Annotated in this window: 26 protein-coding genes; 18 read left to right on the top strand and 8 right to left on the bottom strand. The window is 43.8% G+C overall.

The window, feature by feature from the left end; all coding sequences use genetic code 11:
* Positions 1-141: 141 nt before the first annotated feature.
* From AC6I8E_RS14140 to AC6I8E_RS14125, 4 genes are all read right to left on the bottom strand, one after another.
* Complete coding sequence (locus AC6I8E_RS14140; RefSeq protein WP_497824140.1) at positions 142-348, bottom strand: ParE family toxin-like protein; 207 nt, start codon at positions 346-348, stop codon at positions 142-144.
* Positions 349-645: 297 nt separating this feature from the next.
* The gene (locus tag AC6I8E_RS14135) at positions 646-1,221 is read right to left on the bottom strand and encodes a hypothetical protein (protein ID WP_497824139.1); all 576 of its coding nucleotides are present in this window, start codon (positions 1,219-1,221) and stop codon (positions 646-648) included.
* A gap of 173 nt (positions 1,222-1,394) precedes the next feature.
* Complete coding sequence (locus AC6I8E_RS14130; protein ID WP_497824138.1) at positions 1,395-1,793, bottom strand: transcriptional antitermination N peptide; 399 nt, start codon at positions 1,791-1,793, stop codon at positions 1,395-1,397.
* A gap of 308 nt (positions 1,794-2,101) precedes the next feature.
* The gene (locus AC6I8E_RS14125) at positions 2,102-2,782 is read right to left on the bottom strand and encodes a S24 family peptidase (RefSeq protein WP_497824137.1); all 681 of its coding nucleotides are present in this window, start codon (positions 2,780-2,782) and stop codon (positions 2,102-2,104) included.
* A gap of 116 nt (positions 2,783-2,898) precedes the next feature.
* On the opposite strand from AC6I8E_RS14125, the gene AC6I8E_RS14120 reads away from it, so the two are divergent.
* Genes AC6I8E_RS14120 through AC6I8E_RS14110 form a run of 3 tightly spaced genes read left to right on the top strand, consistent with a single transcriptional unit; the run spans position 2,899 to position 4,826 of the window.
* Positions 2,899-3,123 carry a transcriptional regulator gene (locus AC6I8E_RS14120; RefSeq protein WP_497824136.1) on the top strand — a complete coding sequence of 75 codons (225 nt, stop codon included), beginning with the start codon at positions 2,899-2,901 and terminating at the stop codon, positions 3,121-3,123.
* Positions 3,124-3,159: 36 nt separating this feature from the next.
* Positions 3,160-4,086 (top strand): helix-turn-helix domain-containing protein, encoded by a 927-nt coding sequence (locus tag AC6I8E_RS14115; protein ID WP_497824135.1) that lies wholly within the window; start codon positions 3,160-3,162, stop codon positions 4,084-4,086.
* Positions 4,083-4,826 carry an ATP-binding protein gene (locus AC6I8E_RS14110; protein WP_497824134.1) on the top strand — a complete coding sequence of 248 codons (744 nt, stop codon included), beginning with the start codon at positions 4,083-4,085 and terminating at the stop codon, positions 4,824-4,826. The genes AC6I8E_RS14115 and AC6I8E_RS14110 overlap by 4 nt, the downstream gene beginning before the upstream one ends.
* Positions 4,827-5,410: 584 nt before the next feature.
* On the opposite strand, the gene AC6I8E_RS14105 is transcribed toward AC6I8E_RS14110, so the two are convergent.
* Entirely contained in the window at positions 5,411-7,150 is a 1,740-nt protein-coding gene (locus AC6I8E_RS14105) for an AAA family ATPase (protein ID WP_497824133.1), read from the bottom strand.
* A 437-nt stretch (positions 7,151-7,587) separates the two neighbouring features.
* Between AC6I8E_RS14105 and AC6I8E_RS14100 the strand changes: the two genes are divergently transcribed.
* The 4 genes from AC6I8E_RS14100 to AC6I8E_RS14085 all read left to right on the top strand — a co-directional run bounded on the left by AC6I8E_RS14100 (position 7,588) and on the right by AC6I8E_RS14085 (position 12,792).
* On the top strand, positions 7,588-9,012 hold the full coding sequence (locus AC6I8E_RS14100; protein WP_497824132.1) for an Eco57I restriction-modification methylase domain-containing protein: 1,425 nt from the start codon (positions 7,588-7,590) through the stop codon (positions 9,010-9,012).
* The gene (locus AC6I8E_RS14095) at positions 9,002-10,039 is read left to right on the top strand and encodes a DUF262 domain-containing protein (RefSeq protein ID WP_497824131.1); all 1,038 of its coding nucleotides are present in this window, start codon (positions 9,002-9,004) and stop codon (positions 10,037-10,039) included. The genes AC6I8E_RS14100 and AC6I8E_RS14095 overlap by 11 nt, the downstream gene beginning before the upstream one ends.
* 1 nt (position 10,040) lies before the next feature.
* Positions 10,041-11,009: a hypothetical protein gene (locus AC6I8E_RS14090; protein WP_497824130.1), complete on the top strand. Its 969-nt coding sequence runs from the start codon at positions 10,041-10,043 to the stop codon at positions 11,007-11,009.
* Positions 11,010-11,517: 508 nt separating this feature from the next.
* Positions 11,518-12,792, top strand: a complete 1,275-nt coding sequence (locus AC6I8E_RS14085; RefSeq protein WP_497824129.1) for a hypothetical protein — start codon at positions 11,518-11,520, stop codon at positions 12,790-12,792.
* Positions 12,793-12,903: 111 nt separating this feature from the next.
* Here AC6I8E_RS14085 and AC6I8E_RS14080 read toward each other — a convergent pair whose 3' ends face one another.
* Complete coding sequence (locus AC6I8E_RS14080; RefSeq protein ID WP_497824128.1) at positions 12,904-13,737, bottom strand: DUF6216 family protein; 834 nt, start codon at positions 13,735-13,737, stop codon at positions 12,904-12,906.
* Positions 13,738-14,687: 950 nt separating this feature from the next.
* On the opposite strand from AC6I8E_RS14080, the gene AC6I8E_RS14075 reads away from it, so the two are divergent.
* Complete coding sequence (locus tag AC6I8E_RS14075; RefSeq protein ID WP_497824127.1) at positions 14,688-15,104, top strand: antiterminator Q family protein; 417 nt, start codon at positions 14,688-14,690, stop codon at positions 15,102-15,104.
* Between the two features lie 87 nt (positions 15,105-15,191).
* Here AC6I8E_RS14075 and AC6I8E_RS14070 read toward each other — a convergent pair whose 3' ends face one another.
* Positions 15,192-15,740, bottom strand: coding sequence for a hypothetical protein (locus AC6I8E_RS14070; protein WP_497824126.1), 549 nt, complete (start codon positions 15,738-15,740; stop codon positions 15,192-15,194).
* Between the two features lie 737 nt (positions 15,741-16,477).
* On the opposite strand from AC6I8E_RS14070, the gene AC6I8E_RS14065 reads away from it, so the two are divergent.
* The 3 genes from AC6I8E_RS14065 to AC6I8E_RS14055 all read left to right on the top strand — a co-directional run bounded on the left by AC6I8E_RS14065 (position 16,478) and on the right by AC6I8E_RS14055 (position 17,626).
* On the top strand, positions 16,478-16,726 hold the full coding sequence (locus AC6I8E_RS14065; RefSeq protein ID WP_497824125.1) for a hypothetical protein: 249 nt from the start codon (positions 16,478-16,480) through the stop codon (positions 16,724-16,726).
* Between the two features lie 152 nt (positions 16,727-16,878).
* Positions 16,879-17,220, top strand: coding sequence for a phage holin, lambda family (locus AC6I8E_RS14060; RefSeq protein ID WP_497824124.1), 342 nt, complete (start codon positions 16,879-16,881; stop codon positions 17,218-17,220).
* The gene (locus AC6I8E_RS14055) at positions 17,207-17,626 is read left to right on the top strand and encodes a structural protein (protein ID WP_497824123.1); all 420 of its coding nucleotides are present in this window, start codon (positions 17,207-17,209) and stop codon (positions 17,624-17,626) included. The genes AC6I8E_RS14060 and AC6I8E_RS14055 overlap by 14 nt, the downstream gene beginning before the upstream one ends.
* A 381-nt stretch (positions 17,627-18,007) precedes the next feature.
* Here the strand turns inward: AC6I8E_RS14055 and AC6I8E_RS14050 are convergent, their stop codons facing one another.
* The gene (locus AC6I8E_RS14050; protein ID WP_497824122.1) at positions 18,008-18,286 is read right to left on the bottom strand and encodes a hypothetical protein; all 279 of its coding nucleotides are present in this window, start codon (positions 18,284-18,286) and stop codon (positions 18,008-18,010) included.
* Here AC6I8E_RS14050 and lysC point away from each other — a divergent pair.
* The 7 genes from lysC (at position 18,285) to AC6I8E_RS14015 (ending at position 24,066) form a co-directional block, all read left to right on the top strand.
* On the top strand, positions 18,285-18,545 hold the full coding sequence (lysC, locus tag AC6I8E_RS14045; RefSeq protein WP_497824121.1) for an Rz1-like lysis system protein LysC: 261 nt from the start codon (positions 18,285-18,287) through the stop codon (positions 18,543-18,545). The genes AC6I8E_RS14050 and lysC overlap by 2 nt on opposite strands.
* A 157-nt stretch (positions 18,546-18,702) precedes the next feature.
* A complete protein-coding gene (locus AC6I8E_RS14040) occupies positions 18,703-19,278 on the top strand; it encodes a BRO family protein (protein ID WP_497824120.1) in 576 nt (191 codons plus the stop codon).
* Complete coding sequence (locus AC6I8E_RS14035; protein ID WP_497824119.1) at positions 19,275-19,490, top strand: hypothetical protein; 216 nt, start codon at positions 19,275-19,277, stop codon at positions 19,488-19,490. Before AC6I8E_RS14040 ends, AC6I8E_RS14035 begins: the two co-directional genes overlap by 4 nt.
* Before the next feature lie 253 nt (positions 19,491-19,743).
* Positions 19,744-20,256, top strand: a complete 513-nt coding sequence (locus AC6I8E_RS14030; protein ID WP_497824118.1) for a DUF1441 family protein — start codon at positions 19,744-19,746, stop codon at positions 20,254-20,256.
* Positions 20,253-22,352, top strand: a complete 2,100-nt coding sequence (locus tag AC6I8E_RS14025; protein ID WP_497824117.1) for a phage terminase large subunit family protein — start codon at positions 20,253-20,255, stop codon at positions 22,350-22,352. The genes AC6I8E_RS14030 and AC6I8E_RS14025 overlap by 4 nt, the downstream gene beginning before the upstream one ends.
* On the top strand, positions 22,349-22,561 hold the full coding sequence (locus AC6I8E_RS14020) for a DUF6148 family protein (protein WP_497824116.1): 213 nt from the start codon (positions 22,349-22,351) through the stop codon (positions 22,559-22,561). Before AC6I8E_RS14025 ends, AC6I8E_RS14020 begins: the two co-directional genes overlap by 4 nt.
* Positions 22,561-24,066, top strand: coding sequence for a phage portal protein (locus AC6I8E_RS14015; protein ID WP_497824115.1), 1,506 nt, complete (start codon positions 22,561-22,563; stop codon positions 24,064-24,066). Before AC6I8E_RS14020 ends, AC6I8E_RS14015 begins: the two co-directional genes overlap by 1 nt.
* Positions 24,067-24,077: the final 11 nt, after the last annotated feature.

Raw genomic sequence — 24,077 nt, 5'->3', positions numbered from 1 at the left:
GACGTGAAACTGGCACTGGCCAGAATGTTGGCCTCCGTGAATTCAATAGAGCGAACAGCATTAAAGGGGCGAGCAAAAGCGGCATCGCCCCTGATGTGTGAATGCATCATGGGAAATGTTCCTCTGTCAGGTGGTAGGGTATTAAATCTGGTTGTTGTAATCGGCGTGGCTGAGTAATTCCCAGTGCCTGCCATTATCTCTTGAAAGCAGCCTCCACTGGTAAGTGACCCGAAGTGACAGGTACCTGTCACGGTAAGTGCGGCGTGCATGAATATTGCCAGCACGCCATAAACTGATTATCTGCTCAGCACGCTGTGTTATTCGTTCAGGAGCATGAGGTTTGGGCATTATCCCTACTCCATCTCAGCGGCGCAGGCTGTGGCCAGAAACTGTTCATATGTCAGGGCGATTTTTAACACGAACCTGTCAGGCTGAAGGCTTAGTGTCGACGGGCAGGGCGTGAATATAAGACGTCGATTTTTGAAGTGAATAATCATTTTTAGTTTCCTTAGGGTACAAAAAAACCGCCTCAGTGGGCGGTTTGGCTATTCATTCGCTGGTTTATGGCTGCCACCTGGAAAGGCAGGCCTTCATCCTGCCTCAGGCGGGCAGAGGCCATAACTGCTAATTATTCAAAATGGGTGGTCACTTTGAGCTTCTAATAAAGCTGCTTGAAGAAAAAGCAGGCATGCTCTCTTTTGCTATTCTCTCAGCTTCAGCAGTAACACGGCTTTCTAAGCCTTCACCCTTTTCAATGATGATATCCTCATCTTTAATCATGAGTGTGTACATTGGCATATATTCAGATCTGTAGTTCACGTAGGTTTTAATTTTTAATTTAAACTGAACGTTACCAGACAAAGTCTCTGCTTTTAATGCTTTTTCACCAGTGATGCCCTGACTTTTGTTCACTTCTTTTGCGATTTTTTCGAGCGCTTCATGAACTTCTTTGGAGAAATTCTCAGGGTCAACGTCAGTTAAATTTATTGCTTCCGGGGATTTTTCTTCGGAATTTCTAAGAATAATATCCATGCCCCGGCTTTCACTGTAAACCTTGCCAAGGTTTACATGACCTACCGTAGTTGTAAGTATGTTTTCTTTAGGTTGTGCTTTTTCTTTTTGTAGAATGAGTCCGCTATTCACCATGGCAGCCAGCAAAATTGCTGTACTCAAAATTACAGCCGCACCTATCAATGAAATGACTAAATTTTTATTGTTCACGAGTTAAGGTCCTTGTTTTGTAAAATCAGACTGCTCAACTCTAATCAGTGAGGATGCCAAACAAATGCTCGAACAGGCTTCAATAAGTCTCTCTATTGATGCTTTATCAGAGAAATGAGCAAAGTAAACCAGCGATGCACTGCTACTGCTTTGTGCTCGCTTTCCGCTCTGGTTTATTTGACCGTCAAAGTTCGCCTTACCCTAGTTATGTGGGTTGCATCTTTGCTAACACAACGATGCCCGGCATTAAATATCGCTACAGTGGGCATACAGATCCCGTTTTCAAGCTCACCTCCGGCATATCTGGCCGCGCCAGCCAGAATCTGCTTGTGGTAAACCGTATCTGTTTCCACAGCCTTACTGACGCGTCCGCTTACCGTTCGTTTATAACTGTGTTCGGCTTGGTTTGACTCTATTGATCCGGCTGGCAGCTCCCATCTCAGCTGATCTGATAGAATTTCCTCAATCTTACGGCGCTCAATCGCCTCCAGCATGCGACGCATGTGCCGTCGCGCTCTGGCATTGTTTTTCACCGCAGGTTTAACAGAGCTGCCATAGCTCACTTTCGCCATACATACCCTCCGTTAAGTTACTGGCTGCACTGTCGTAACAATGCACTCAGTAACCTGGAATATGGTGCCTTCTCGGCACCGGCATAGAGCTTCCCGCTCGTTGTTAAAGATCACTTAACCGCACAGCCTAATAATACGTTGCTCAAAGCTGGCTTTATCTTTGTGATAAGGTTTGGTCAATATCATATTGATGATTTTTTAGGGGAGGGGGTTTATCATTTTGAGGTGGAGTGATTTTTTGTACTAAAAACCCGCCTTGAGCGGGTTCTTTGAACTTAACTACAAACAGTATTACAGCGTAAGATTAACTAACAGGCGGGATTGGGATGCTCAAAAAAGCGGGTATGTTTGAGTATGGCAGCAACGTACTGTACCTGTTCTACCTCACTGGCATCTAATGTTATAGGGCGATGTTCATTGTTGATACTGGTTAAGAGAAAAGAGCCGTCTCTTGTTTTATTGAAGATTTTAATCATGTTACGGCCGTCTTTGGTTCTTACGAATACTTCATCGCCAACCTGAACGGGCGTGTTCGGCTCTATTAATACAAACTCTCCAGACTGGATTCTCGGCCACATGCTGTCGCCTTTTACCCTTAGACCAAAGGCCTCTCTGTCGCGACTGCAGATACATAACCACCCTCCCGGCAACTCTACCATATCGACAGATCCATCGGTCCCTAACCAGGCTTCACCTGCAACTTTAACAAAGCCGCTTCCGGGTCTTCCTGCTATCTCCAGCTCATCCTCATCAGCACTTTTGGGATGAATGCTATCCAGCCATCCTGTCGGAAGCTTAAGTGCTGTCTCAATTCGCCGTGCGAGCCTGTCACCAATATTCCTGAATGCTTCGCTACCTAACACCTGACTAAGCTGAGCGGGATTTAGCCCACACATCTCAGCAAAGCCTGTCTTAGTTGCATCAGGCTGCTTCAGGTGCTCTTCAAGGAGCTGTGACAGGTTCACTTTTCTGATTTCTTTATTTTCCATCCCGGAATTCTCACATGGTTTATCCATACGATAAATGTTCAAAAAGATAAATTTAGTTGATTTGATTTTATCTGATTGATAACGTCACCCCATTAACTTAATGCGGAGGACGGTTTATGAGTAACGATCTTTTGCGCTGGCGTAAAGAGGCCAGTAAAGAAGAGTGGGCTTTACTGGCGGAAAAAGCCAATACAACAGTGGGCTATTTGGATCTGCTTGCATATGGCTTTCGGAGAGCTTCGCCTAAGAAAGCCATGCAGATTGAGAATGCCTCATTAGAGTTCGTTTCTCGTAAGCCGGTCCACAAAGAAAATTTGGTTTTCGGTTTCTCTCGTAAGTAATCGCCTTTATTCAGAGGGGCATAAGAGGGTTTCAGTATGAGTAGCTGCATTCTTGGCAACGTATGGGACGCCTGCGCAGCGCATGGCATCAAAGGCGCAAAGCTGATGATCATGGCGCGGCTGGCTGATTATTCAAACGATGATGGCGTGAGCTATCCCGGGGTTGAGACAATTTGCCGTCAGTTGGGGCTCGGCGAAAGTACGGTAAGAACGGCCATCACTGAACTGGAGTCTGCTGGCTGGTTGCGCCGTGAGATGAGGCGCAAGGGCAACCGGAATACCTCAAACCGCTACTATCTCAATGCTGACCGGCTCGAAAACCTGGCCCGGATTGAAAAAGACCGGGTGAAACGCCTTCGTCAACTGAAAAACGAAACCAGGAAGTTTCACCCTTCAGATTCTGAAGGTTCACATTTTGACCCGTCAGATTCTGAACGTTCAGGGCGTTTTGACCCTTCAGATTCTGGCAAAAAGCGGGTTTTGACCCTTCAGAATCTGGACCCAGAATCACAAGGTTTAAAACCTGATCCACAAGTAACTTCAAAACAGGAATCACAAGATACTGGCACATCGGCTGACGCCATTGTGCCGTCCTCGCCAGGCATACCGAAATACTCACCAGTTTTTGAAGAAGTCTGGTATGCCTATCCAAAACGGGCAGGTGGTAATCCGAAAGTTTCTGCGTGGAAAGCCTGGTCAGCCCGGTTACGAGAGGGCGTCAAGCCAGAGGATATTCTGGCGGGTGTGAAGCGTTACGCAGATTACGTTCGTGCGACAGGCTGTGCCGGAACGCAATTCGTTAAGCAGGCAGCAACGTTTTTCGGTCCCGATCGCTATTTTGACGAGGACTGGGAGAAACCCTGTGCTGCGCACGTTGTGGGCTCGAAAGAGCCGGGCTTTTACATCGCAGTTTCTGAGCCTGACAAGACGATTCCCGATGGCTTTACGGGGTATCTATCATGAAAAATCTTACGTCGTCAGGAGGCGTGATTGAGCGCCTGAAAAAACTCATGCCAGCTGGTATCAAGCCAAAATTTAGCACGGTGCAGGAATGGCAAAAATGGCAGGCTCGTGAAGGACGTCGGTACGCTGAAGAGGTCATGCGGGCCAATGAGCAAACGCGGGCAGAACGCATTCTTGGTCGTAGTGGTATCCAGGAACTCCACCGGCACTGCACGTTTGAAAACTACGTCGTTTCCTGTGACGGGCAGCGGCATGCGCTGAACATGGCGAGGCGCTACGCACAGGATTTTAGCCAGGGATTTGGATGTTTCGTCTTTAGCGGCAAACCCGGAACCGGCAAAAATCATCTGGCGGCTGCGATCGGCAATCACCTGCTGCAGACCAAACGAACGATGCTTATCGTGACCGTCCCCGATCTCTCCGCACAGGTGCGTTCAACCTATGATGCTGAAGGGGGCTCAGAACTTGCGATAATCAGTGATCTTTGCCGGGTAGATTTGCTGGTACTGGATGATGTTGGTGTTCAACGCGTTACGAAAAGCGAATGGGTACTACTGAACCAAATAATTGACCGTCGTCTATCTGCACTGCGTCCTGTTGGGATTCTGACGAACTTGAACCATCAGCAGACCAGCGAGGTGCTGGGTGCAAGAATCATAGACCGTCTAAAAATGGACAGTGGCATCTGGGTCAATTTTGACAGGGAGAGTTACCGGGATAAGGTGAAACATTTAACCTAATCAACTAATAATATGCTGCAAATGGATTACTCAAAACTGCGCATTTAGTCGATCAGAAGGCAAATAGCTCTGAGAGGCGCAGTGGGACCTGAAACTAGCCCAGCGGTTGATGGAGGGACGCTAGTGTCATCGCAGTGAAGGGCGCCACGACGCGATATAAATGTGATAGCTGAGACTTCATATTAAATACCTGAGGGTTTCAGAGGCGGGTAGGATACAAGCTTATCAATTTAACTCAATCTATTGCTAAATACGACTGCTGTGAAGGCTAGGGGCCGCTATGAACGAGGAGCAGAAATTGCTAACAGCATTCTGTGAGAATCAACAGGAAGCAGGTCAATACATTTATACAAATTCGCACACAGAAGCCGGTTATTCTTGATCATGCTTGGATCATTTTCGGGATGAGTGCAATAATGCTGGAGTAAGAGGCATTTCGAGGGAGTAAAGTTAAAAATCATAGCTTGTAGAAATAGTTTATAATAAATATTATAAAGTTAGCAGCTATTTAATCTGCAATTTATTTATTCTCTTGGTCATACTACAAGCATGCTCAGTATAAGTGAGCATGCTTGTAACATCAATTAAATAGGTTTTTGTAATAAAATAGTTAACTCTCTTTCAAACTTAGACCAAGATTCAGATGTTCTTTCTTCTAATGTGGGTAAAACGTTACAGAAAAATGAAACTAGCTCATTTATAGCAATTCCTTCCCTCATCTGTGAAGTTAGCAATTTCCAGAACACTTTACCATCAGCATCATAGTTATTTAAAGATGGTTCAATATTCTTTCTTTTAAAGTTCTCTGACAGAAAGTATTCACCAGCTTTCGTTTCGTAAGTGGATATTAAATCTGACACTGAAGAGTTCCCAAAATAATTCAATGATTCAAGTGAGGATATCAAATCATAATCAGTATTGGTTATTAATCTTTCTCTAACTTCCTTTTCTAAACTTGATAAAGGAAGAAATATAACATCATTATATAGTGGATATGAATCTTTTACGATTTTGCAATCAAGTTTCGGAATATCAAGGCCGCAGTCTGATACGATTCTTTTATTCTCTTTGATGAAATTATGATAGTTACAGCTACGGCAAGGAGAACCATTTTCTTTATGGAACTGCACCTCGATGTCACCATCCAGTACTATAACCATTTTTGAATTGTTGAATAAGCCATTTATTTTAAACTCATGAGTGAAGTTTAAAACTTCACGCCAACCACCCAAGGCTGAAACATTCACTAATTTATTTTTAGATAGTGATTTCTTTTTTATAGTTTCAGTCACTATTTTTTTTGCCAACTCATCTTCAACACAAACAATATAATCATATCCAGAGGCTTCATAAATTCCTCTTATAGCATAGTTTGGATAGCAGGGTGTAGTGATCGCAACACGCCCATTGCTTAGATGGGATTCAATAAGATGAATTTGGTCTTGGTTAAGGTTGGAAATGATATCCCTGCTATGGGTAGAAAATATTATGCAGATACCGTGATCTTTAGAAACTTTATTGCAGAATTGAATTAATCTTTTCTGTGAAGATGGATGAAGAGCAATCTCAACTTCGTCAATAATAATAAGAAACGGATCTTTACTATCCTTACCGGTTTGTGAAGGATAGGTTATTCTGTAGTAAATATAATCCAATATTTTTAGGAGTAAATACTCTCCTGAGCTCATTTTATATTGGGTTATATAACCGCTATCTTTACTAAGTAAAAATGGGCGCTCGTTTTTAATTAAAAACGTATCATTGTCTTTATTACTTGTCTCTTTAACCTCCTTGTCTCTAATTAATTTAGCTTGCTCATTTAATGAACTTTTAGTGATTGTCTTAAGCCCTTTGTAATGATTCTCATTACCTTTTAATATCTTACCTAGATTTTTTACCACAAACTCATTAGCGGATATTAATAAACTTTCGTCTATGTTTGAATAATGATCGCAGTACTTGTTTATTATTTTTAGAGATGAGTTATTAAATCTATTTCCATAGATGACACCTGATTCCAAAAAACCTTTGTATTGCTTTAACGATCCATTCTTCAACCACTTTCCATTTTTTCTGGTCCAAGTGCAAGTTTTATCATCAATAGTCATTGTTATCTCAGAGGAATCTCTTTTCTCGTCAAAAAAATATCTATCGATTTTATTACCTTCTACAATTTGGGAAAGTGCATTAAGTATAGTTGTCTTTCCAGATCCATTTCCGCCGACGAAACAAATAAGCCCTGGCTTTAAGTCTATCGACATAGATAATTCTGAAATTGATTTTATATCTTTTATTTTAACTTCCAATTTTCCATTGTTTGACATGCTAGTTAATCCTTTTTGGGTTTTAAAATTATCATTTTTAATCTACTTACACCCCCCCAATTTGAGAAGGGGGAATGACGTGTCTCTATTTAAAATAATGGTTCAATCGTTAAATGTGATAATAAATAATATTTTTTCATTCAATAATTTCTTTCTTTCAGTAAAAAATATCACTTCCTACAATCATTAGAGTACTAACACTGAAAATAGTGTTATCGGCAAAGTTTTAATTTACTTTAATTTTTTACCTGCTAAATATAGAAAAGCATCCTACTTATTAAGTATGTTTATTGGTGAATTTTAGGAATTACACCATCATTTAATTGATTTATAATAGGTGCTTATAAAGTGTAACGTACATCTTCTTAAAATGATTAGTTTGATGTATACTGTCTATACGAAAAAATCAACTTGAAATTGTGAGTAATAACAACAGGATGAATGAGTTTGAGCTAATCGATAATGTTAGGTTAAGAGCGTCAGTCAGCGTGCGTGACAAAAGACAAAAACTTAACGAGCAATACTTCACGCCAGGATATGTGACGAACTTCATTTCTCATAATCTTATCGATTTATCACAGGTGAATTATGATATTCTTGATGTTGCTGCCGGTGTGGGTAATATAGGTGCTGCTGTTTCTTTAGTTATTTCTAAAAAGACGAATTCATTTAATAATAAATTATTTTCAGTTGAAATTGATCATGATTTATTCAAAGAGTGCGATTCTTTATTATCTCATTTATTAAAAGGTACATCAGTAAGTTATGATGTTTTTAACTGCGATTTTCTTGACCTTTATTGTAAGTTTAAGTCTGAAAATAAAAAATTCACAACAATAGTGATGAATCCACCTTATAAAAAGTTTTCACGGAAAGATTTTGATGCACTAAAGTTAGCGCGTCATGGAGTAGAATACTCGCCTAACTTATATTCGTTAATGATGTCTTGCGCACTAGACCTGCTCAATAACAATGGAGAACTGATTGCAATAGTGCCTAGGAGTTTCTGTAGTGGTACTTTATTTCATGCGTTTAGGAAAAAGATAGTTAGTAATTTTAAAATATCATTTATACATCTTTTTAAGTCACGTACAAAAGTTTTTTCTTTTGATGGAGTTCAACAAGAAACCATCATAATAAAGTTGGTAAAGGATTGTTCTATCAAAATGCCAACCACTATTAGCTATGGTGATGACTTCGATAGTGCCTCAATCGTTAACAGAGATTTCAACTCTATCGTTTTCCCGAACGATAATCAGCATGTTATACATATACCACATAATGAGATTGATGAGATTGTTTTAAATAAAATTCTATCTTTCAAATCATCATTAGATGAATTAGGGCTTAAAATATCCACAGGGAAAGTTGTTGATTTCCGCAATAAACCTCATCTAAGATCAGAAAAAGAAAATAATGGTTTATTATTTTGCAAAGAAAATTTGGGGAGAGATTTTTTTGTTTTTGGTCCAGACAGGATTAAAAATTATATTGAAGTTAATGAAATGACAAAATCTAAGTTTTTAGATCACCAATGTCACATTGTGATGAATCGTATGTTTTTTAAAGAGAGTAAAAATGTTATAACTGCGCAAATTATTGACTGCAGTTCTAATGGTAAGACACAGATTGCAATTGAAAATCATCTAAACTACATTTCTGGCTTAAAAGATTCGTATTTAGAATTTGACCTGGCTATGGGGTTGAAATTATATTTAGAGTCTAAACTTGTAAGTGATTATTTTAAGAGGTTTTTAGGAAGTACACAGATTAATGCAGCTGATGTGAAGTCTTTACCTTTTCCAAGCGAAAGATATTTAATTCAATTAGGTAAAAAAGGAAAATTTGAATATGATGAGTGAACGCAGAACGACTACACAAGACATTACTTGGTTTTTGGACTTATTCGATTCTGAAAAAATAGATCTCGATCCTCCGTATCAGCGGCGCAGCGTTTGGACTAGAAAAGATAAGCAATATTTCCTTGATACAATCTTTAAAAAATACCCTTGCCCTGCAGTATTCTTACATAAAACTCAAGATGAGAGAGGACGTGCAACATATCACGTAGTAGATGGAAAACAACGCCTACAAACTATCATTGAATTTTTTCAAAATAAAATACCGCTTGGTCTTGATATTGGTGATGAACGATTAAATGGCAAGCGTTGGAAACAGATTGAGGATGCTGAATTAAAAAAAGGATTTTGGGATTATGTTATTCCAGTTGATCTACTTACTACCATTGATAAGACTGTAGTTGATGAGATTTTTGATAGGTTGAATAGAAATTCAAGAAGATTAGAGAGACAAGAGTTAAGGCATGCCAAATATGATGGATGGTTTATAGAATTAGTTGAGCGCACGGCTGAAATACCTTGGTTAAAAAACTTAGGAATAGTTACCGCTGGTCGAGCAAAGCGAATGAAAGATGTGCAGTTTATATCTGAACTTGCGTTATCGCTGCTTAAAAATGACGTCTGCGGCTTTGATCAGGATGATCTCGATGAAGTCTATGCTAAATACGATAATCCTGAAGATGATTATTTTGATTTCGAGCCTGAGGAATTTGAATCCAAATTTGTTGAGGTTTTTTCAGTTATGAAAAGCATCAACGAAGTAAATAATATAATTAGAGAACACTCGAAGCTAAATGTCTTATACACTATTTTTAATTACTTAAGCCTAACTAAAATAGATCTTATTGTAAGTAAATCATTTCCTTATGAATCCACGGCAATTAAGTTGAAAGAGTTTTTGGAGGCTGTTACTTCCGGCTCTACAGACTCAAACGTAGTTGCTTTCAGAAACAATCTGGTCGGTGCAAATACTGAATATCAGCAACGAGCTAATAGGTTGGACGCTTTGGTTAAATTCATGGAAGATTAATATGAAAATTCCATTGTCAATAAAGGAAATTTATTCATCAAGAGTTGATGTATACAAAATTTTACATGATTCTGTGGGGGAATGGATTGAAAGTGTAAGAAAAGCAAAGTGGCATTATGAAAGCCGGGTTAAAGAACTCGAAAGTTTTGCTTTGAAGTTCGAAACTGGTCGATTCACTCCAACTTCTATATTTGATGATTTTTTCGGAGGGATGATTGTCGTTCCCACTCATGCAGAGATCGGAATGGTAGAAGAAATGCTACGCGAGAAATTCGTTTTGGTTACCAAAAAACCAAGCGACAAATCATTTGCAACATATTCCCCAGAGCATTTTGTATTCGATGACCTGAGGTTGTACTTAAAGTTTGATAAAGGGAAGTTTTTATCCCCTTCAGCAGAACCGCTAGATGGATTAGTATTCGAAGTTCAGATAAAGACTTACCTACAGCATGCTTGGTCGTTGTCAACACACGATCTTGTTTACAAAAGTGAAAATATTTCTTGGTCCAAACATCGTGTTGCATATCAAGTCAAAGCTATATTGGAGAATGTTGAGCTTTCAATATCAAGTGCTGATTCATTATCCTCTAATGAGATAATTAATAAGGAGGACAAACGTTTCAAGAAATTAGGTAAAATAGTAGAGTTGATCGAGTCTAAATGGGAGGATGAAAGTCTACCTAGTGACAAAAAGAGACTGGCTGAAAATGTTTATGAATGTATAGTAAAGCTAAATATTGATTTAAAGAATCTAAAATTAGTCATTGAGGAGACGGGTTGTAATAAAATAAAGAACATGTCTCCTTACCAATCTATTTTAATGGCAGTTATTAACAAGAAAATAGATTATTTTGAGAAGGATAATCCAAATAGACTTAAATTATTGATAAGTGAGGAACTGAGTGAGGTATTAGATAAAGATAAAGCTCAATTCATAAAAGATAATGGCTATGCAATTTATTTATCCTGATTTGAAACGGTGCCTAATTAGTGTTCTTTTCAATGCCCTTGGGTTTATGAAACCCAAGGGTAAGTTGTCCTTCTTTCAATGATTTTTTTGTGATCATCCATTTACTGCTATGTATTGTTATAGATGATATGTATCGAGCGTAATATGCTTTGTAAATTAGAATTTTTATTCTACGAAAATGTGGCTTTTATTAATTATTATATTTGGCTTTTTGGAAATTTTAATTATTGGTTTTAACTGAGATGCGTCATTTCATCAATTGGTGTTTCTTTATCTAGGTGATAATAAGTTTGTTTAAGTAGGGCCCTCTTATTAAGTCAACTTATATCATTAGTTCTGTTTTCCAATAGTTATAAATTTAGGTTAATGAGATATTTATTGGTGGAGGAAAGTACTGTTCAAGTTGACTGACGTTGTCAATTAATTTGGGTGAGAATACTGAACCGTTAATCAAAGGAGATGAACTTATTATACAATGTCGAATCATTAGGGTGAGGAGTGGCACGCTATGGAGCTTCCGGGCAACAGACAATCTTTGTATGAGTTGGTTTGGTCTAAACCAGCGGGTGAAATTGCCATGACTTTTAAAATCAGCGAGCAAACGCTTATTGCCAGATGCGTCGAGCTCCAGATCCCCAGGCCATTAGAGGGCTACTGGCGTGCGGTAGCGAAAGGTATTGCTCCGTCCATTCCTTCATTGCCCCCATACAAAGTTAAGGCAAGTATCAATCCTTCCAAATCTCCTGATGTACCGCCAGCTACTGAAGTACAGGCCGTGCAAACATTACCTTCTGGTTCACAGCCTGCTCCAAGTGGTAGGCATAAATCACCTACTCGTTCCATCTCGGGGGCGCAGTTGTTTTCAGCTACTAAGGAGATTTTGCTTAAATCACAAATCACCGAGCTGGGGTACTTCAAGCCAACTAAACGCAAACTGATGGATGTGAATGTATCGGACACGGGGCTTTCTGATGCCGAGGCTTTTCTGCTGAAATTTCTGGCTGCTGCGGAAAAAAATGGATTTCGGGTAAGGCTGGCTGAAATGGGAGAAGGCCTTCGAAGAAGAGACATCACGGTCAGTGAGGATGGAAGACGCGATTATTTGTATCCATCGCTGTGGAAGCCCTCCGGTCCAAGCATCATTAGCGCAGAAGGAGTAAGCGTTGGGTTTTCGCTGGTGGAGATGACGGAAGAGGTACCGACCAAACAGGTAAAAGGGCGTTATGTGCGTGACGAAAAAATGATTAACTGGTCCCGCGGTAAAAACTCAGCTGACCTGGGTTACTACAGCCGGCGGCATATCCCCTGTGGACGTTTCCGGTTACAGCTTTACTCACCCTATGAGCCGGAGGGATGGCATCAGGTTTTCATTCAAACCAAAACCTGCGGACTGATAAGCCAGATATCGACGATTATCAAAGCGGCAAAATCCGCGCTGCCAGTGTTGAAAAAAGAAATCCAGGTGCAGAAAGAGCGTGCTGAAGACCAGCGCCTGCGAACTGAACTGCAGATGATTGAGTATAAAAAACGGGAGATTATCCGGAAGCGGGAAGAGGCGCGTAAAGCCAGCGTGAATGAACTGCAGACCATAATGGCTAAGTGGACAGAAGATATGCGCATTGAACAATTCTTCAGGGAGGCAGAGAGGGACATAGAAAACTATGACCCGGTTCTGCAGGAAAAACTAAGAGAAAGACTTAATGCCGCAAGAGAGTTTTTGCAGGGTGAAACGGCGCTGCAACGCCTATTGATATGGAAAGCACCCGATGAGCGGTTAAAATAAATATCTGCCTGTGTTGAGTTGGTTATATATTTGACTGAAATATCTCCTGTTACCAGGCTGGAAGCTTGGTCAGGCTTAATTCAAACGGGTATTCAGCAACTGACTTCACACCTATTTCAAAGGAAGAGTAGTTTGTACAGGTTGCATGTATTTCCTTTTGAGATAACCCCTGCAATCTCTGGCGCAAAAACGTCTGACTGAGAAAATAAATATCTGAAATGCAACCACTAACAAAAGAACTGCAATCCATGGCAAGCCCTTTTGACCTGAAATGTATTTATCAATAGCTTTTGCATCGTCTTTACTATTAAATGATTGACATATGGCTTGAATGGAATTTATTGATAGTTCCGTTTTTTCATGAATATTCACAGCATTAAAGTTTTCCTTCTTGCATGTTTCAGGTGTTATTTTATATTTATTAAATATAGGTTTGGCCATTTTATGATTGATCGCAATCCATGGTTCTCCGTCATTAAACTTTAGTATGGCCTTATCACTGACACCGACTGCAATGATAACAATACTGAAAAGAAAAACACCGATAGAAAAAAAGAGAGTCATGAAACTCCCTGTCAGTGAGGGCTTTCTCATTTTTAACGTGTGGAAATCAAAATTACCTTTTGATTCGGATATTCTTTTTATGTCAATGCCATACTTTTCTATTCTTCTGTGAAACCTTAAAAGGTCGACTTTTGTTTTTGCCTCTGTATTAAATACCGCGTTGAATTTGTCAAGGTCTTTTCGTTCCTGCATGTATTTCTCAAGGTTATTATCATAAAAAACCTTTTCGCCAACAAATAGAGACCATAGTCGATAATATAAGCTGTAAGTGGAACCACTTCTCGAGTAAAAAATATAGCCTATTCCTAATATAATAAATATTGCAACGGTGGCGCTAATCAATGTGTCAAATTTTATGATGCTTTGAATCAGATTTTCCATGTTAATAAAACCTCCTAATGGTTTGTAATGATGATTTAAGTTTTATTGGTGCAGTTTAAGGTTGATTTTATCCGTTATTGCGATGTAAGCAGCGACTATTAATATATAAATTATAGATGCGATATAGAAAAGGGTTATGCATAAAGTGTTTAATCTAAGTTCCTGTTGGGCATCGGATGCGAGAGAGAAAATAAGAAGAATAACTACTAGATCTGGAAGGATATCTAAGGTTCTACGTATGAAAGACATTCTATAAGTAATAATTTTGGGATTAGCTATTATATACTGATACTGTCGATAACTCTCTACCAGGGAATAACATCTTGGAGCAATTGCTGCGATTAGAGTAATTATAGTTGCAAAAAAATAAACGATTATTTTTTCGTTTGAAAGGGCATAAGATAGACCGCCGTACGTAGTAAGGAAAAGGCAAGTGACAATCAATGGGCGGAAACCTAATGAAAAATAAAGTTTCAAGTTAAATATTAAAAATGAAAGTATCACAATAATGGCAGTGACAATTAGTGGAATAAATATAAGTCCGTAACTGTTCAATGTCAGTTCTCCGGGTGAGGTTTGTTGAAAGTGCTAATCTGTCACTTTAAATGCCATAAGATCGTGTCTGAATTCGGAATTTTACTTTTTATTAACCTATCATTTTCAAACGTCCTGCTCAAGGGGGTAAGTATTAAAATTGATTGGTCTTCATTAAGGCATTTTTTTGATGTGTTTTATGAATCATTCGGTGTTCTTAAATTAAATAATTCCAGTAATCTGATTTTAATTTTTTACTGGCTGTCGGGTTTTCAGCCAGTAGAAGTCATAAGCTCTGCAGGGCTCCTGAGACGAGAGTGGCGAAGCACAAGAAAGGATATTGTCTTTTCAGGTAAGCTATAGGAGTAAAATCTAGTAAATTACAGTCATAGTTCGGGCTGTATCAGGAGTCTATTTTGCGTGATATTCAACAAATACTTGAACGCTGGGGGGCATGGGCGGCTTGCCACCCTGAACAAATCACATGGCATGCCGTTGCGGCAGGTTTTAAAGGACTTTTCCCTGTCAAGGTAAGGTCGCGCCCTCAATGCTGCGATGAAGATGGTCTTATTATCAGCCATTGTGTGGCGAGACTTTACCTAAACAACACTGACCTGCACGATCTGCTGGTGGACTACTACGTTATTGGTCATACCTTCATGACACTAGCAAGGAAGCATCACTGTTCAGATGGACACATTGGGAAAAGGCTACAGAGGGCTGAAGGCATCATTGAGGGAATGCTAGTCATGCTCGATACGTCACTTGATATGGACCGGTGTGTGCAACGTATGTCATGCTCATATTCAAGTGAAACCACTTTACGTACGTAAAAGTCTAAGTATTCTGTCATAACTGGGTAATCAGGTCAGTGGGACAAAGCTAACTCTTTTTTTGATGCATGATTCTCTTGATGTTGCTTAATCTGATTGGCGAGAGTGCTCAGTGGATATGTCGAACAACTTCCAATCCTGTCCTTTAAGCAGTTCCAACGCGATAAGATGGTCATCAGGATTTCTTAACATGATCAACTTATCAGTTAAGGCATACAAAGGGTCGGAGCGAGTCATGTTTGAAGGCAGATCTAACTGCTTTTTTACGTCATCAAATAACGTAAGACTGCGAGAGATACAGCAACATTGTGACTTCTTGAGTGAGTCTAAATATGTGTAATGAATTGAATCCTCTCGGGTTATATTATGTACATAATAAAGCTCATCAAAATCTGGCAAGAGTTCCTCTTCACGCAGCTCAATCTCAAAAACCGAGATGTGTTCATCTTTTTTGAAATAGGCTTCCTTGTTGGCCATGTAGATTGCATAACCAATATTACTCGTCAGGTAAACGAATCCATCGGTGGTCGGCACAGTGCTCGCCACATCATATGTGCGCTCAATCTCATGAAATATTTTTCCTGAACGATTAATGCTCTGAGAGGCACTTAAGGAGGTGCCGTGATAAAGGTGCATTGTTTATCCCGTTTGCTTTAGTCACCGCTTTTTTACTTGCGTGATAAAAATCATGCAACCTTGTCGAGGCAATTCAATACGTTATGCCTTATCCCCCTGCTAATGCAGATTTTTCTTTTGCTGATTTCGGTCAGGCAGGAGAGAAGGAGGCGAGTCTTCTAAACAGATTGCAAGATGTAATCGAGCAAATAAAGGAACGTTGTAGTTTGCAGCACCATACTGAATTCCGTTGTGAAACAAAGAAATGAATCAGCAGTTACATTCCCTTGCATCCCACAACAGGCAAACGCTCCATTTTATTTTTAAGATCTCCTCCGATCTCTACCTCTGTGTGAGGGAGGATGTTTATATATCGGTAGCGTGAGGAGTTACAGCTGTGAGAGCCGAAGTGAAATGTGCGTTAGCCGTGATGATGTTGCTGATCACCGGTTGCGAGTCATCATCAGCGCTGGCTCAATTTTCCTCACAAAAAGTGACATTTGACGGTGAGGAAATAGTACTTCCAGTTAATGATGAATATCCTCATTGTGGAAAAAACATGAATTCTGCCTCTGAAAACTCCTCTGGTGTCAACAATCTGACTAAGTGTCGGCATAAATACGTAGAATGCATGCAAAATTATCAATGGGCTCATCACTTTGAGGCCGGAAAATCGCGATGTCAAAGGTGGTATGAGATCTGTTTATCACAAGGTTACTGGCCTGGTTACTGATTTTTAAGCGAATGGAGGTGAAGGCATGGATTACAAATTCGAACTTTCAGTCGATGAGGAGGCATGTTTTAGATATATCCTCTCAACCTGTTCCGAACAATGGCAGTTCGGTCCTGAAATCATAGTGAGAGTTATGGAGCAGTTTTACTTAACGACAGGTAATACCGGAGAGGATCTGGCGATTGAAGAGAGACTCCGGCATCTTCATCAGCAGGGCTTGATAGACATTGATCATCCGGACAAACCTTACGGTAAGTACAGTGTGAAACTGTAAGAGCACTAATCCGGGAATAGAGACAGTCTTCATAATCATGACATTGCTATAACTCAGCCTAAAACCTTTATGTAATTACTATGCATCACATCAAGACCCTGCCAACCCGGCGGGGTTTTTTCATATCAGGCCCTGCTAAGAGGTATCGGAGAATGAAAATGCAGACGCATCCGCAGGTAATGACCTGCCTGAACGACCTGCTACAAAGCTGGTGGCGGGGTGAAACACCAGTAGGGGCCATGCTTCTGGCCATGTTTATGGCGGTACTACGTATCGCATACACGGGAGGGGGCTGGAGAAGAATGGTACTGGAAGGTCTGCTTTGCGGTGCGCTGACATTGACCGTTGCTTCCGGGCTGGGTTATCTCGACTGGCCACGCACAGCAACCATAGCTATAGGCGGCGCAGTGGGGTTCATTGGCGTTGATTCCCTGCGCGCTTTTGTTCTGCGTTTTATCGGTAATCGTATTGGTGTGAAAGATGACAGTCAGTAACGCCAGGGGCATACGCAACAATAATCCCGGTAATATTCGGTGGGGTGATCAGTGGCGGGGTCTCGTTCCTGAATCTCAGCACACAGACAAAGATTTCTGCCAGTTCGTCAGCCCTGAATATGGCATACGGGCAATAATGATCATTCTAAAACACTATCAGATCCAGCATGGCCTCAATACCATCATGGACATCATTCACCGCTGGGCACCGCCTCAGGAAAATGACACGAAGGCTTACATTGATGGTGTGTCCACCGTAACCGGTATTCCTGCTCACCATCATATTGATCTAATGGACGGCATGACGATGTTAAAACTCATCCGGGCCATTATTGTTCACGAAAACGGATATCAGCCATACGATGATGACGTCCTTAAAAGAGCAGAGGAACTGGCACATGAGTAATCTGAGGCTTCTTTTAATCTGGATAGTTTTCCTGGTGACGAGCTAATTAAGGCTGATTAACGCCGTTCGATGGTGAAGAAAGAAGGAAGGGATGGAGCCTGATAGCGAGTGGGCCATCATGATGTAAATACTTTCACAAAATCTAAATATAACGAAGCCCCGGGGTGTTAGCCGCACTCCGGGGCTTCTGCTTTCCAGCGTTACAGAACTAACGAGGAACATAGGTGAACTATAAACGAATTTTGTTGAGGTTAACTATGAAAAGTGGACTCGAACTGGAATCCCCGATTACACCTGAAATTAGTCGAGCTACTGCATGGGCCATACGTGTCATTGCATTGACTTTACTTTTATATGGCATCGCCCGGGTTATAGCTGTCATTAAATGGTGGTGAGGTGCGCAGATACATTTTCAGCGTTCTGATTATTGTCATTCTCATACTTAGTTGGGCTGCCGACCATTTCCATAATGAAATGCTCCAGGCTCAAAAGGCTGAGCGTGACGCCCGAAAAGAACAGCTGAAATCTCAGTCTGTGCTCAGAAACACACTGGCAGCAGTCACACTGTTTCAGGATATAGCCCGGATCACCCATGAAGACAGGCGAAGTAATGTTGCCGAAAGCGAGAAGCGCATTGCCCGTATCAGGAGAGAGATGCATGAAGACGACTGTGCTCACCATCCTGTGCCTGCCGGGGTTGCTGACCAGCTGCGTGCGCATAGAGAAAGAATTCGTACGCGATCCCGCGATCCCGGTCCCGCTGGAATTGCTGGTGGACTGTGACGTCCCCGATATCCCTGAGCATATGACTTACGGTGACAGCCTTGAGCTGAATGAAAAGCTTCTTACCGTCATTGAGAACTGCAATCTGGATAAAGCAGCTATTCGGAAGATTGAAGAAAACCAGGCCTCGCAATAGCGGGGCTTTTTTATTTGCTAAAAAGCGGGCGCATCTCACGCGCATCATCACTCAGAACCTTTCAGGGTGACCCTTGAGGAATTCGGCTGGCTGTCGGATGCCTTCTGAGGGCCGTAATCCTGTGAGACAAGGTTCACCACTAAAAGGTTATTCCGATATGAACACTCAACTGATCTTTAAGGAGCATGCGATTGTCCCGTTTGACAATTGCGATGGAAAAGTCTGGTTTACCACAGAGCACATTGCTGAACTTCTTGGATATAACGATCCGAAGCATGTTAATAAAATTTATCAGCGTCATAAGGATGAATTCACCGAAAGCATGACGACCAAAGTGACGGTCTCGGACAAATCAAATACTTACGGCATTTTGCAATCCCAACTCCGCCTATTCTCCCCACGTGGTGCACATCTGATTGGCATGGTGTCTCGTACGAAAGTCGCTAAGGATTTGCGTATCTGGCTGCTGAATCTGGCAGAAAAGGAATCAGGTATCGAACTGGGCCAGCTGCCGGTCACCGAACTGGCCAGCCTTACAGGTCAGAAACTTCACGATGCGATTGCAGGCTTTGATCAGAAATCCTTTGTCTTACGGGGTCAGCGCGGCAGCGGACTCATGGCCCAGCGTAAGCGCGATATCAAACGCGTGAAAGAGGCAACGCGTCTGGCGCTAAGTCTTACACAGATGACGATTCCAGACCTTGGGGAGTTCTCTGAGGAGAGGCCATCATGAATCTGACACCGGTTCAGTTTCTGGAGAAACACATCATCTCAGAACTCACTCAACAGGGCTTCAGCTCTGACGTCGCACACATCAGCGCGCGTGAGCCGCTGAAGTTTTATCAACGTGCTGGCTCATGCTGTGGAAAGAACAGGATGTTCGATGAATGTCTGAACGTGGCGAAAGCCTGGGCAATTAAAAGTCACGGAAAAAAGAAAACATGATCTCCCCGGCAGGCTATGAATCTGCGGGTCCTCCCCGGCGGGGTGCCCTGTCCACGAGGCGGCGGCCCCGCAGAAAACGGCTAGTTTTGCGATTTTCATAGGGACACCACCACGTGTCGTAACTAATTGAATATACGAACTAAATCAGGTTTTGAGGTGTCCATTTCGCCAAAAGCAGTGACAGGTGGATAGCGGTTAATTACATGATATTAAAAAGGAAATCCGTAACTGAGCTGGTGTGTTGAGGTGAGGAATGTCAGACATCAGCAGAATCGGGGATGCCTATAACTGGAGTATTGCGAAAATTGCTGAAGCGTTCGGCATAGATCGCAAGACAGTCAGAAAGAAAATCATGAACGCGCAGATTGCATCCGCCGGAAACATTCGTGGAAATCCGGTCTATGCCCTTAAGGACATCGGTCCTGTTCTCTTTACCCCTGATGAAACCGCCACAACTGAAACACTTCATGATCCTTCTCGCATGGATCCTAAATCCCGTAAGGACTGGTTTCAGTCTGAGAATGAGCGCGTAAAGCTTGAAGCTGCGCTCAGCCAGCTCGTACCTGCTAACGAAGTACATCGCGAGATGGCCATGATGGCGAAGTCTGTTTTACAGGTACTGGATACATGGCCCGACAGGCTGGAGCGCGATCGTGGGTGGTCTCCCCATCAGATTTCAGAAGCACAAAGCATTGTTGATGAAATTCGGGAATCACTGGCTGCGGAGATCCGCAGTGCAGATATTATCGAAGAGAGTGAGCCATGACATACGCCTCAGCTGCTGAGATACGTCAAGACGTATCCGAACTCTTCAAGGCTCCGCATCGAATGCCGGTAGCTGATGCGGTTAAACGTTACATGCGCGTGCCTTTGGGTGGCGGCAGTTCACTCCCCTGGGATGCGACGCTGACCCCCTATATTGTTGAACCCATGAACTGCCTGACGTCGCGCAATTTTGACGCGGTGGTTTTTGTCGGCCCCGCGCGGACGAGTAAAACGCTGGGTCTGATTGATGGCTGGATAACCTATTCTGTAGTCTGCGACCCGGCTGATTTCCTGCTGATACAGATGACTGAAGAAAAGGCGCGCGAACATTCAAAGAAACGCCTTGAACGCACTTTTCGCTGCAGCCCTGAGCTTTATAGCCGTCTCAGCCCACGCGCCAGCGATAATAATGTGCATGACCGGACTTTTCGCGCCGGCAACTACCTGAAAATTGGCTGGCCATCCGTCAATATCATGTCCTCATCCGATTATCGATATGTTGCACTCACTGACTATGACCGCTGGCCCGATGATATAGACGGAGAGGGGGATGGTTTTTCCTTGGCGTCCAAACGCACCACCACCTTTATGTCAGCTGGCATGACGCTGGTGGAGAGCTCCCCGGGCCGGGATATTTGCGATACAAAATGGAAGGCTTCGACGCCACATGAAGCACCGCCAGCAACTGGGATCCTCTCGTTATATAACCGGGGCGATCGCCGCCGGTGGTACTGGCCGTGCCCGCATTGTGGGGAATATTTTCAGCCGGAAATAGCCAATATGACAGGCTATCGCGGCTATACCGATCCGGTACTGGCCAGTGAGGCTGCAAGGCTGCAGTGTCCCGCCTGCTCTGAAATGATTGAGCCCGATATGAAGCGTGTCCTGAATAGCCGCGGCGTATGGGTGCGTGACGGGCAGCGCATTGATTGTGAGGGGCAACTCAGCGGGAAAGCACGCCAGTCTCGGATTGCCTCTTTCTGGATGGAGGGACCGGCGGCGGCATATCAGACATGGACTCAGCTGATTTATAAATATCTCACTGCCGAACAGGAGTATCAGGCAACAGGCAGTGAAGAGACCCTTAAAGCCGTCTTCAATACTGATTTCGGCAGGCCTTATTTTCCCCAGACCGCCCTTGAACAACGCAAAGGAGAACATCTGGAGAGCCGGGCAGAGGATATTCCCGAGCGAACGGTTGCAGACGGGGTGAGGTTTCTTGTTGCGACTGTTGATGTGCAGGGCGGCCGGCATCGTCGTTTCGTAGTGCAGATAACCGGTTACGGTGCGATGGGAGAACGATGGGTCGTTGACCGGTACAACATCCGTCATTCGTTGCGCAGCGATGACCTTGGCGAAAGCCGCCCTCTCAATCCCGGCAGTTACCCTGAGGACTGGGATCTGCTTCTCTCGGACGTGCTGTACAAAACCTGGGCGCTGGCCAGTGATCCGTCAAAACGAATGTCGCTCATGGCGATGGCTGTAGATTCAGGAGGCGAGGACGGTGTGACCGACAACGCCTATCGCTTCTGGCGAAAATGCCGTCGGGAGGGGGAAGGAAAGCGTGTTTATCTTTTCAAGGGCGACAGCCATAAGCGTGAAAAGCTGATCACCCGGACATGGCCTGACAACACGGGACGCTCAGCGCGCCGGGCAAAGGCCGCGGGGGATGTTCCGCTTTATCTGCTCCAGACCGATGCGCTCAAGGACCGGGTGAATAACGCGCTGTGGCGTGAAGCTCCGGGGCCCAATTACGTTCATTTTCCGGCCTGGATCGGGAGCTGGTTTTATGAAGAGCTCACCTATGAAGAGCGTTCGCCAGAAGGCCGGTGGCGTAAACCGGGGCGCGGAGCCAATGAAGGGTTTGACCTGCTCGTCTATGCCGATGCGCTGGTCATTCTGCATGGCTACGAAAAAGTCAAATGGCCCGATGCACCTTCATGGGCTCGTCGGGAAACCTGGCTTGAAGACAGTGATACAGACAACGCTCTGGAAAGTGCGTCTCCGCCACTGAAAGCCCGTACCCGCAAATCCTCATCAGGCCCGACTCCCGACATGACCAACAATCCCTGGATGACAAACGGAGGCTGGATATGAACCAGAGCGATGTGGAAGCCATGATCCGCTATTACACCGAGGCAGAGGTTGCCGTACTGAGCGGCAAAACCATCATGCTGAACGGGCAGTCCATGACGATGGAGAATCTGGCAGACATTCGAAAGGGACGGCAGGAGTGGAAGCGCCGCCTGGCCGGATACCTTAAAAAACACTGTGGTCAGACGGGATATCGTTTAGCGAGGTTCTGATGTCATTCCTGGATAATGCAATCGGTGTTTTTTCGCCGTCGTGGAAGGCTGCCAGGCTGCGTGCCCGCATGCAGATCCGCGCCTACGAAGCCGCGCTTCCCACACGCACACATAAGGCCAGACGCGAAACACGCTCAGCCAACCAGCTCAGTCAGGCCGGGGCCGTTTCCCTTCGTCAGCAGGCCAGGGCGCTGGATGCGAATCATGACCTGGTGATTGGCATACTGGACAAGCTGGAAGAGCGTGTTATCGGCGCAAAAGGCATCATCGTTGACCCGCATCCGCTGCTGAAAGACGGCCGTGTGGCCACGGAGTTGGTGAAAACCATACGCAAAAAATGGGGTGAATGGTCACTGCGGCCTGATGTCACCGGCGAGTTTTCCCGGCCAGTACTGGAGCGTCTGATGCTGCGCACCTGGCTCAGAGACGGAGAGGTTTTTGCTCAGCTGGTGAGCGGCCATGGTGCCGGACTCAGGGCAGATGGCGGCGTACCTTTCTGGCTTGAAGCACTTGAGCCAGATTTCGTGACCATGAACTCTGATCCTGCCGCCGGGCTCATCCAGGGCGTCTGGCTGAACGAGTGGGGTAAGCCGCTTAAGTATCAGGTCTATAAAAATCTCCCCGTCAGCGGTTTGCTCTCTGATACCAAAGAGGTGTCTTCTGACGCCATGCTGCATCTTAAATTTGCACGGCGTCTGCACCAGGTGAGGGGCATTACCATCCTGTCCGGTGTGATGATCCGCCTGAGCGCACTGAAAGATTATGAAGAAAGCGAAATGGTGGCCGCGCGCATCGCCGCTGCGCTGGGGATGTACATCAAAAAAGGTGACGGGCAGGACTATTCAGAAAGCCTGAGTGGCAGCAGTGAGCGTGAACTGACTATTCAGCCGGGCATGTTGTATGACGATCTCCGGCAGGGTGAAGAGATTGGCATGATCAAGTCAGACCGGCCCAACACCAACCTTGAATCATTCCGGAACAGGCAGCTACGTGCCGTGGCTGCCGGTACACGTCTGAGCTTTTCGAGCACAGCCCGCAATTACAACGGCACATACAGCGCGCAGCGGCAGGAGCTGGTGGAGTCTACGGACGGATATCTCATTCTGCAGGACTGTTTTATTGCTGCTGTCACCCGGCCGGTTTATCGCGCATGGCTGAAGCAGGCGCTTGCGGCGGGCGTGATTAAGCCACCCGCCGACATCGCGCTTTCCACACTGTATGACGCCATTTACTCGGGACCCGGTATGCCCTGGATCGACCCTGTGAAAGAGGCGACAGCCTGGAAAATTCAGATACGGGGTGGGGCGGCAACCGAATCCGACTGGGCACGGGCATGCGGGCGCAACCCTGATGAGGTTAAACGTCGCCGCAAAGCGGAAGTCGATGAAAACCAGAAAGAGGGGCTGGTGTTTGACACTGACCCGGCAAACGACAAAGGAGTCAGCAGTGACCGAGAAAGTAAAGCAGATCAGCCAGCGTCAGGCGACACAGGTGAAGAAGACTGAATCCTGGTTCT

This window comes from Pantoea sp. X-Soil-YNGN-785 (assembly GCF_059730585.1).
This window is presented reverse-complemented; position numbering and strand designations above follow the sequence as displayed.

Bases quoted from the DNA above. Each gene is read 5' to 3' on its own strand.
- AC6I8E_RS14140 (WP_497824140.1), bottom strand. From the start codon at position 348: ATGCCCAAACCTCATGCTCCTGAACGAATAACACAGCGTGCTGAGCAG.
- AC6I8E_RS14130 (WP_497824138.1), bottom strand. From the start codon at position 1,793: ATGGCGAAAGTGAGCTATGGCAGCTCTGTTAAACCTGCGGTGAAAAAC.
- AC6I8E_RS14125 (WP_497824137.1), bottom strand. From the start codon at position 2,782: ATGGAAAATAAAGAAATCAGAAAAGTGAACCTGTCACAGCTCCTTGAA.
- AC6I8E_RS14120 (WP_497824136.1), top strand. From the start codon at position 2,899: ATGAGTAACGATCTTTTGCGCTGGCGTAAAGAGGCCAGTAAAGAAGAG.
- AC6I8E_RS14115 (WP_497824135.1), top strand. From the start codon at position 3,160: ATGAGTAGCTGCATTCTTGGCAACGTATGGGACGCCTGCGCAGCGCAT.
- AC6I8E_RS14110 (WP_497824134.1), top strand. From the start codon at position 4,083: ATGAAAAATCTTACGTCGTCAGGAGGCGTGATTGAGCGCCTGAAAAAA.
- AC6I8E_RS14105 (WP_497824133.1), bottom strand. From the start codon at position 7,150: ATGTCAAACAATGGAAAATTGGAAGTTAAAATAAAAGATATAAAATCA.
- AC6I8E_RS14100 (WP_497824132.1), top strand. From the start codon at position 7,588: ATGAATGAGTTTGAGCTAATCGATAATGTTAGGTTAAGAGCGTCAGTC.
- AC6I8E_RS14095 (WP_497824131.1), top strand. From the start codon at position 9,002: ATGATGAGTGAACGCAGAACGACTACACAAGACATTACTTGGTTTTTG.
- AC6I8E_RS14090 (WP_497824130.1), top strand. From the start codon at position 10,041: ATGAAAATTCCATTGTCAATAAAGGAAATTTATTCATCAAGAGTTGAT.
- AC6I8E_RS14085 (WP_497824129.1), top strand. From the start codon at position 11,518: ATGGAGCTTCCGGGCAACAGACAATCTTTGTATGAGTTGGTTTGGTCT.
- AC6I8E_RS14080 (WP_497824128.1), bottom strand. From the start codon at position 13,737: ATGGAAAATCTGATTCAAAGCATCATAAAATTTGACACATTGATTAGC.
- AC6I8E_RS14070 (WP_497824126.1), bottom strand. From the start codon at position 15,740: ATGCACCTTTATCACGGCACCTCCTTAAGTGCCTCTCAGAGCATTAAT.
- AC6I8E_RS14065 (WP_497824125.1), top strand. From the start codon at position 16,478: ATGGATTACAAATTCGAACTTTCAGTCGATGAGGAGGCATGTTTTAGA.
- AC6I8E_RS14060 (WP_497824124.1), top strand. From the start codon at position 16,879: ATGAAAATGCAGACGCATCCGCAGGTAATGACCTGCCTGAACGACCTG.
- AC6I8E_RS14055 (WP_497824123.1), top strand. From the start codon at position 17,207: ATGACAGTCAGTAACGCCAGGGGCATACGCAACAATAATCCCGGTAAT.
- lysC (WP_497824121.1), top strand. From the start codon at position 18,285: ATGAAGACGACTGTGCTCACCATCCTGTGCCTGCCGGGGTTGCTGACC.
- AC6I8E_RS14050 (WP_497824122.1), bottom strand. From the start codon at position 18,286: ATGCATCTCTCTCCTGATACGGGCAATGCGCTTCTCGCTTTCGGCAAC.
- AC6I8E_RS14040 (WP_497824120.1), top strand. From the start codon at position 18,703: ATGAACACTCAACTGATCTTTAAGGAGCATGCGATTGTCCCGTTTGAC.
- AC6I8E_RS14035 (WP_497824119.1), top strand. From the start codon at position 19,275: ATGAATCTGACACCGGTTCAGTTTCTGGAGAAACACATCATCTCAGAA.
- AC6I8E_RS14030 (WP_497824118.1), top strand. From the start codon at position 19,744: ATGTCAGACATCAGCAGAATCGGGGATGCCTATAACTGGAGTATTGCG.
- AC6I8E_RS14025 (WP_497824117.1), top strand. From the start codon at position 20,253: ATGACATACGCCTCAGCTGCTGAGATACGTCAAGACGTATCCGAACTC.
- AC6I8E_RS14020 (WP_497824116.1), top strand. From the start codon at position 22,349: ATGAACCAGAGCGATGTGGAAGCCATGATCCGCTATTACACCGAGGCA.
- AC6I8E_RS14015 (WP_497824115.1), top strand. From the start codon at position 22,561: ATGTCATTCCTGGATAATGCAATCGGTGTTTTTTCGCCGTCGTGGAAG.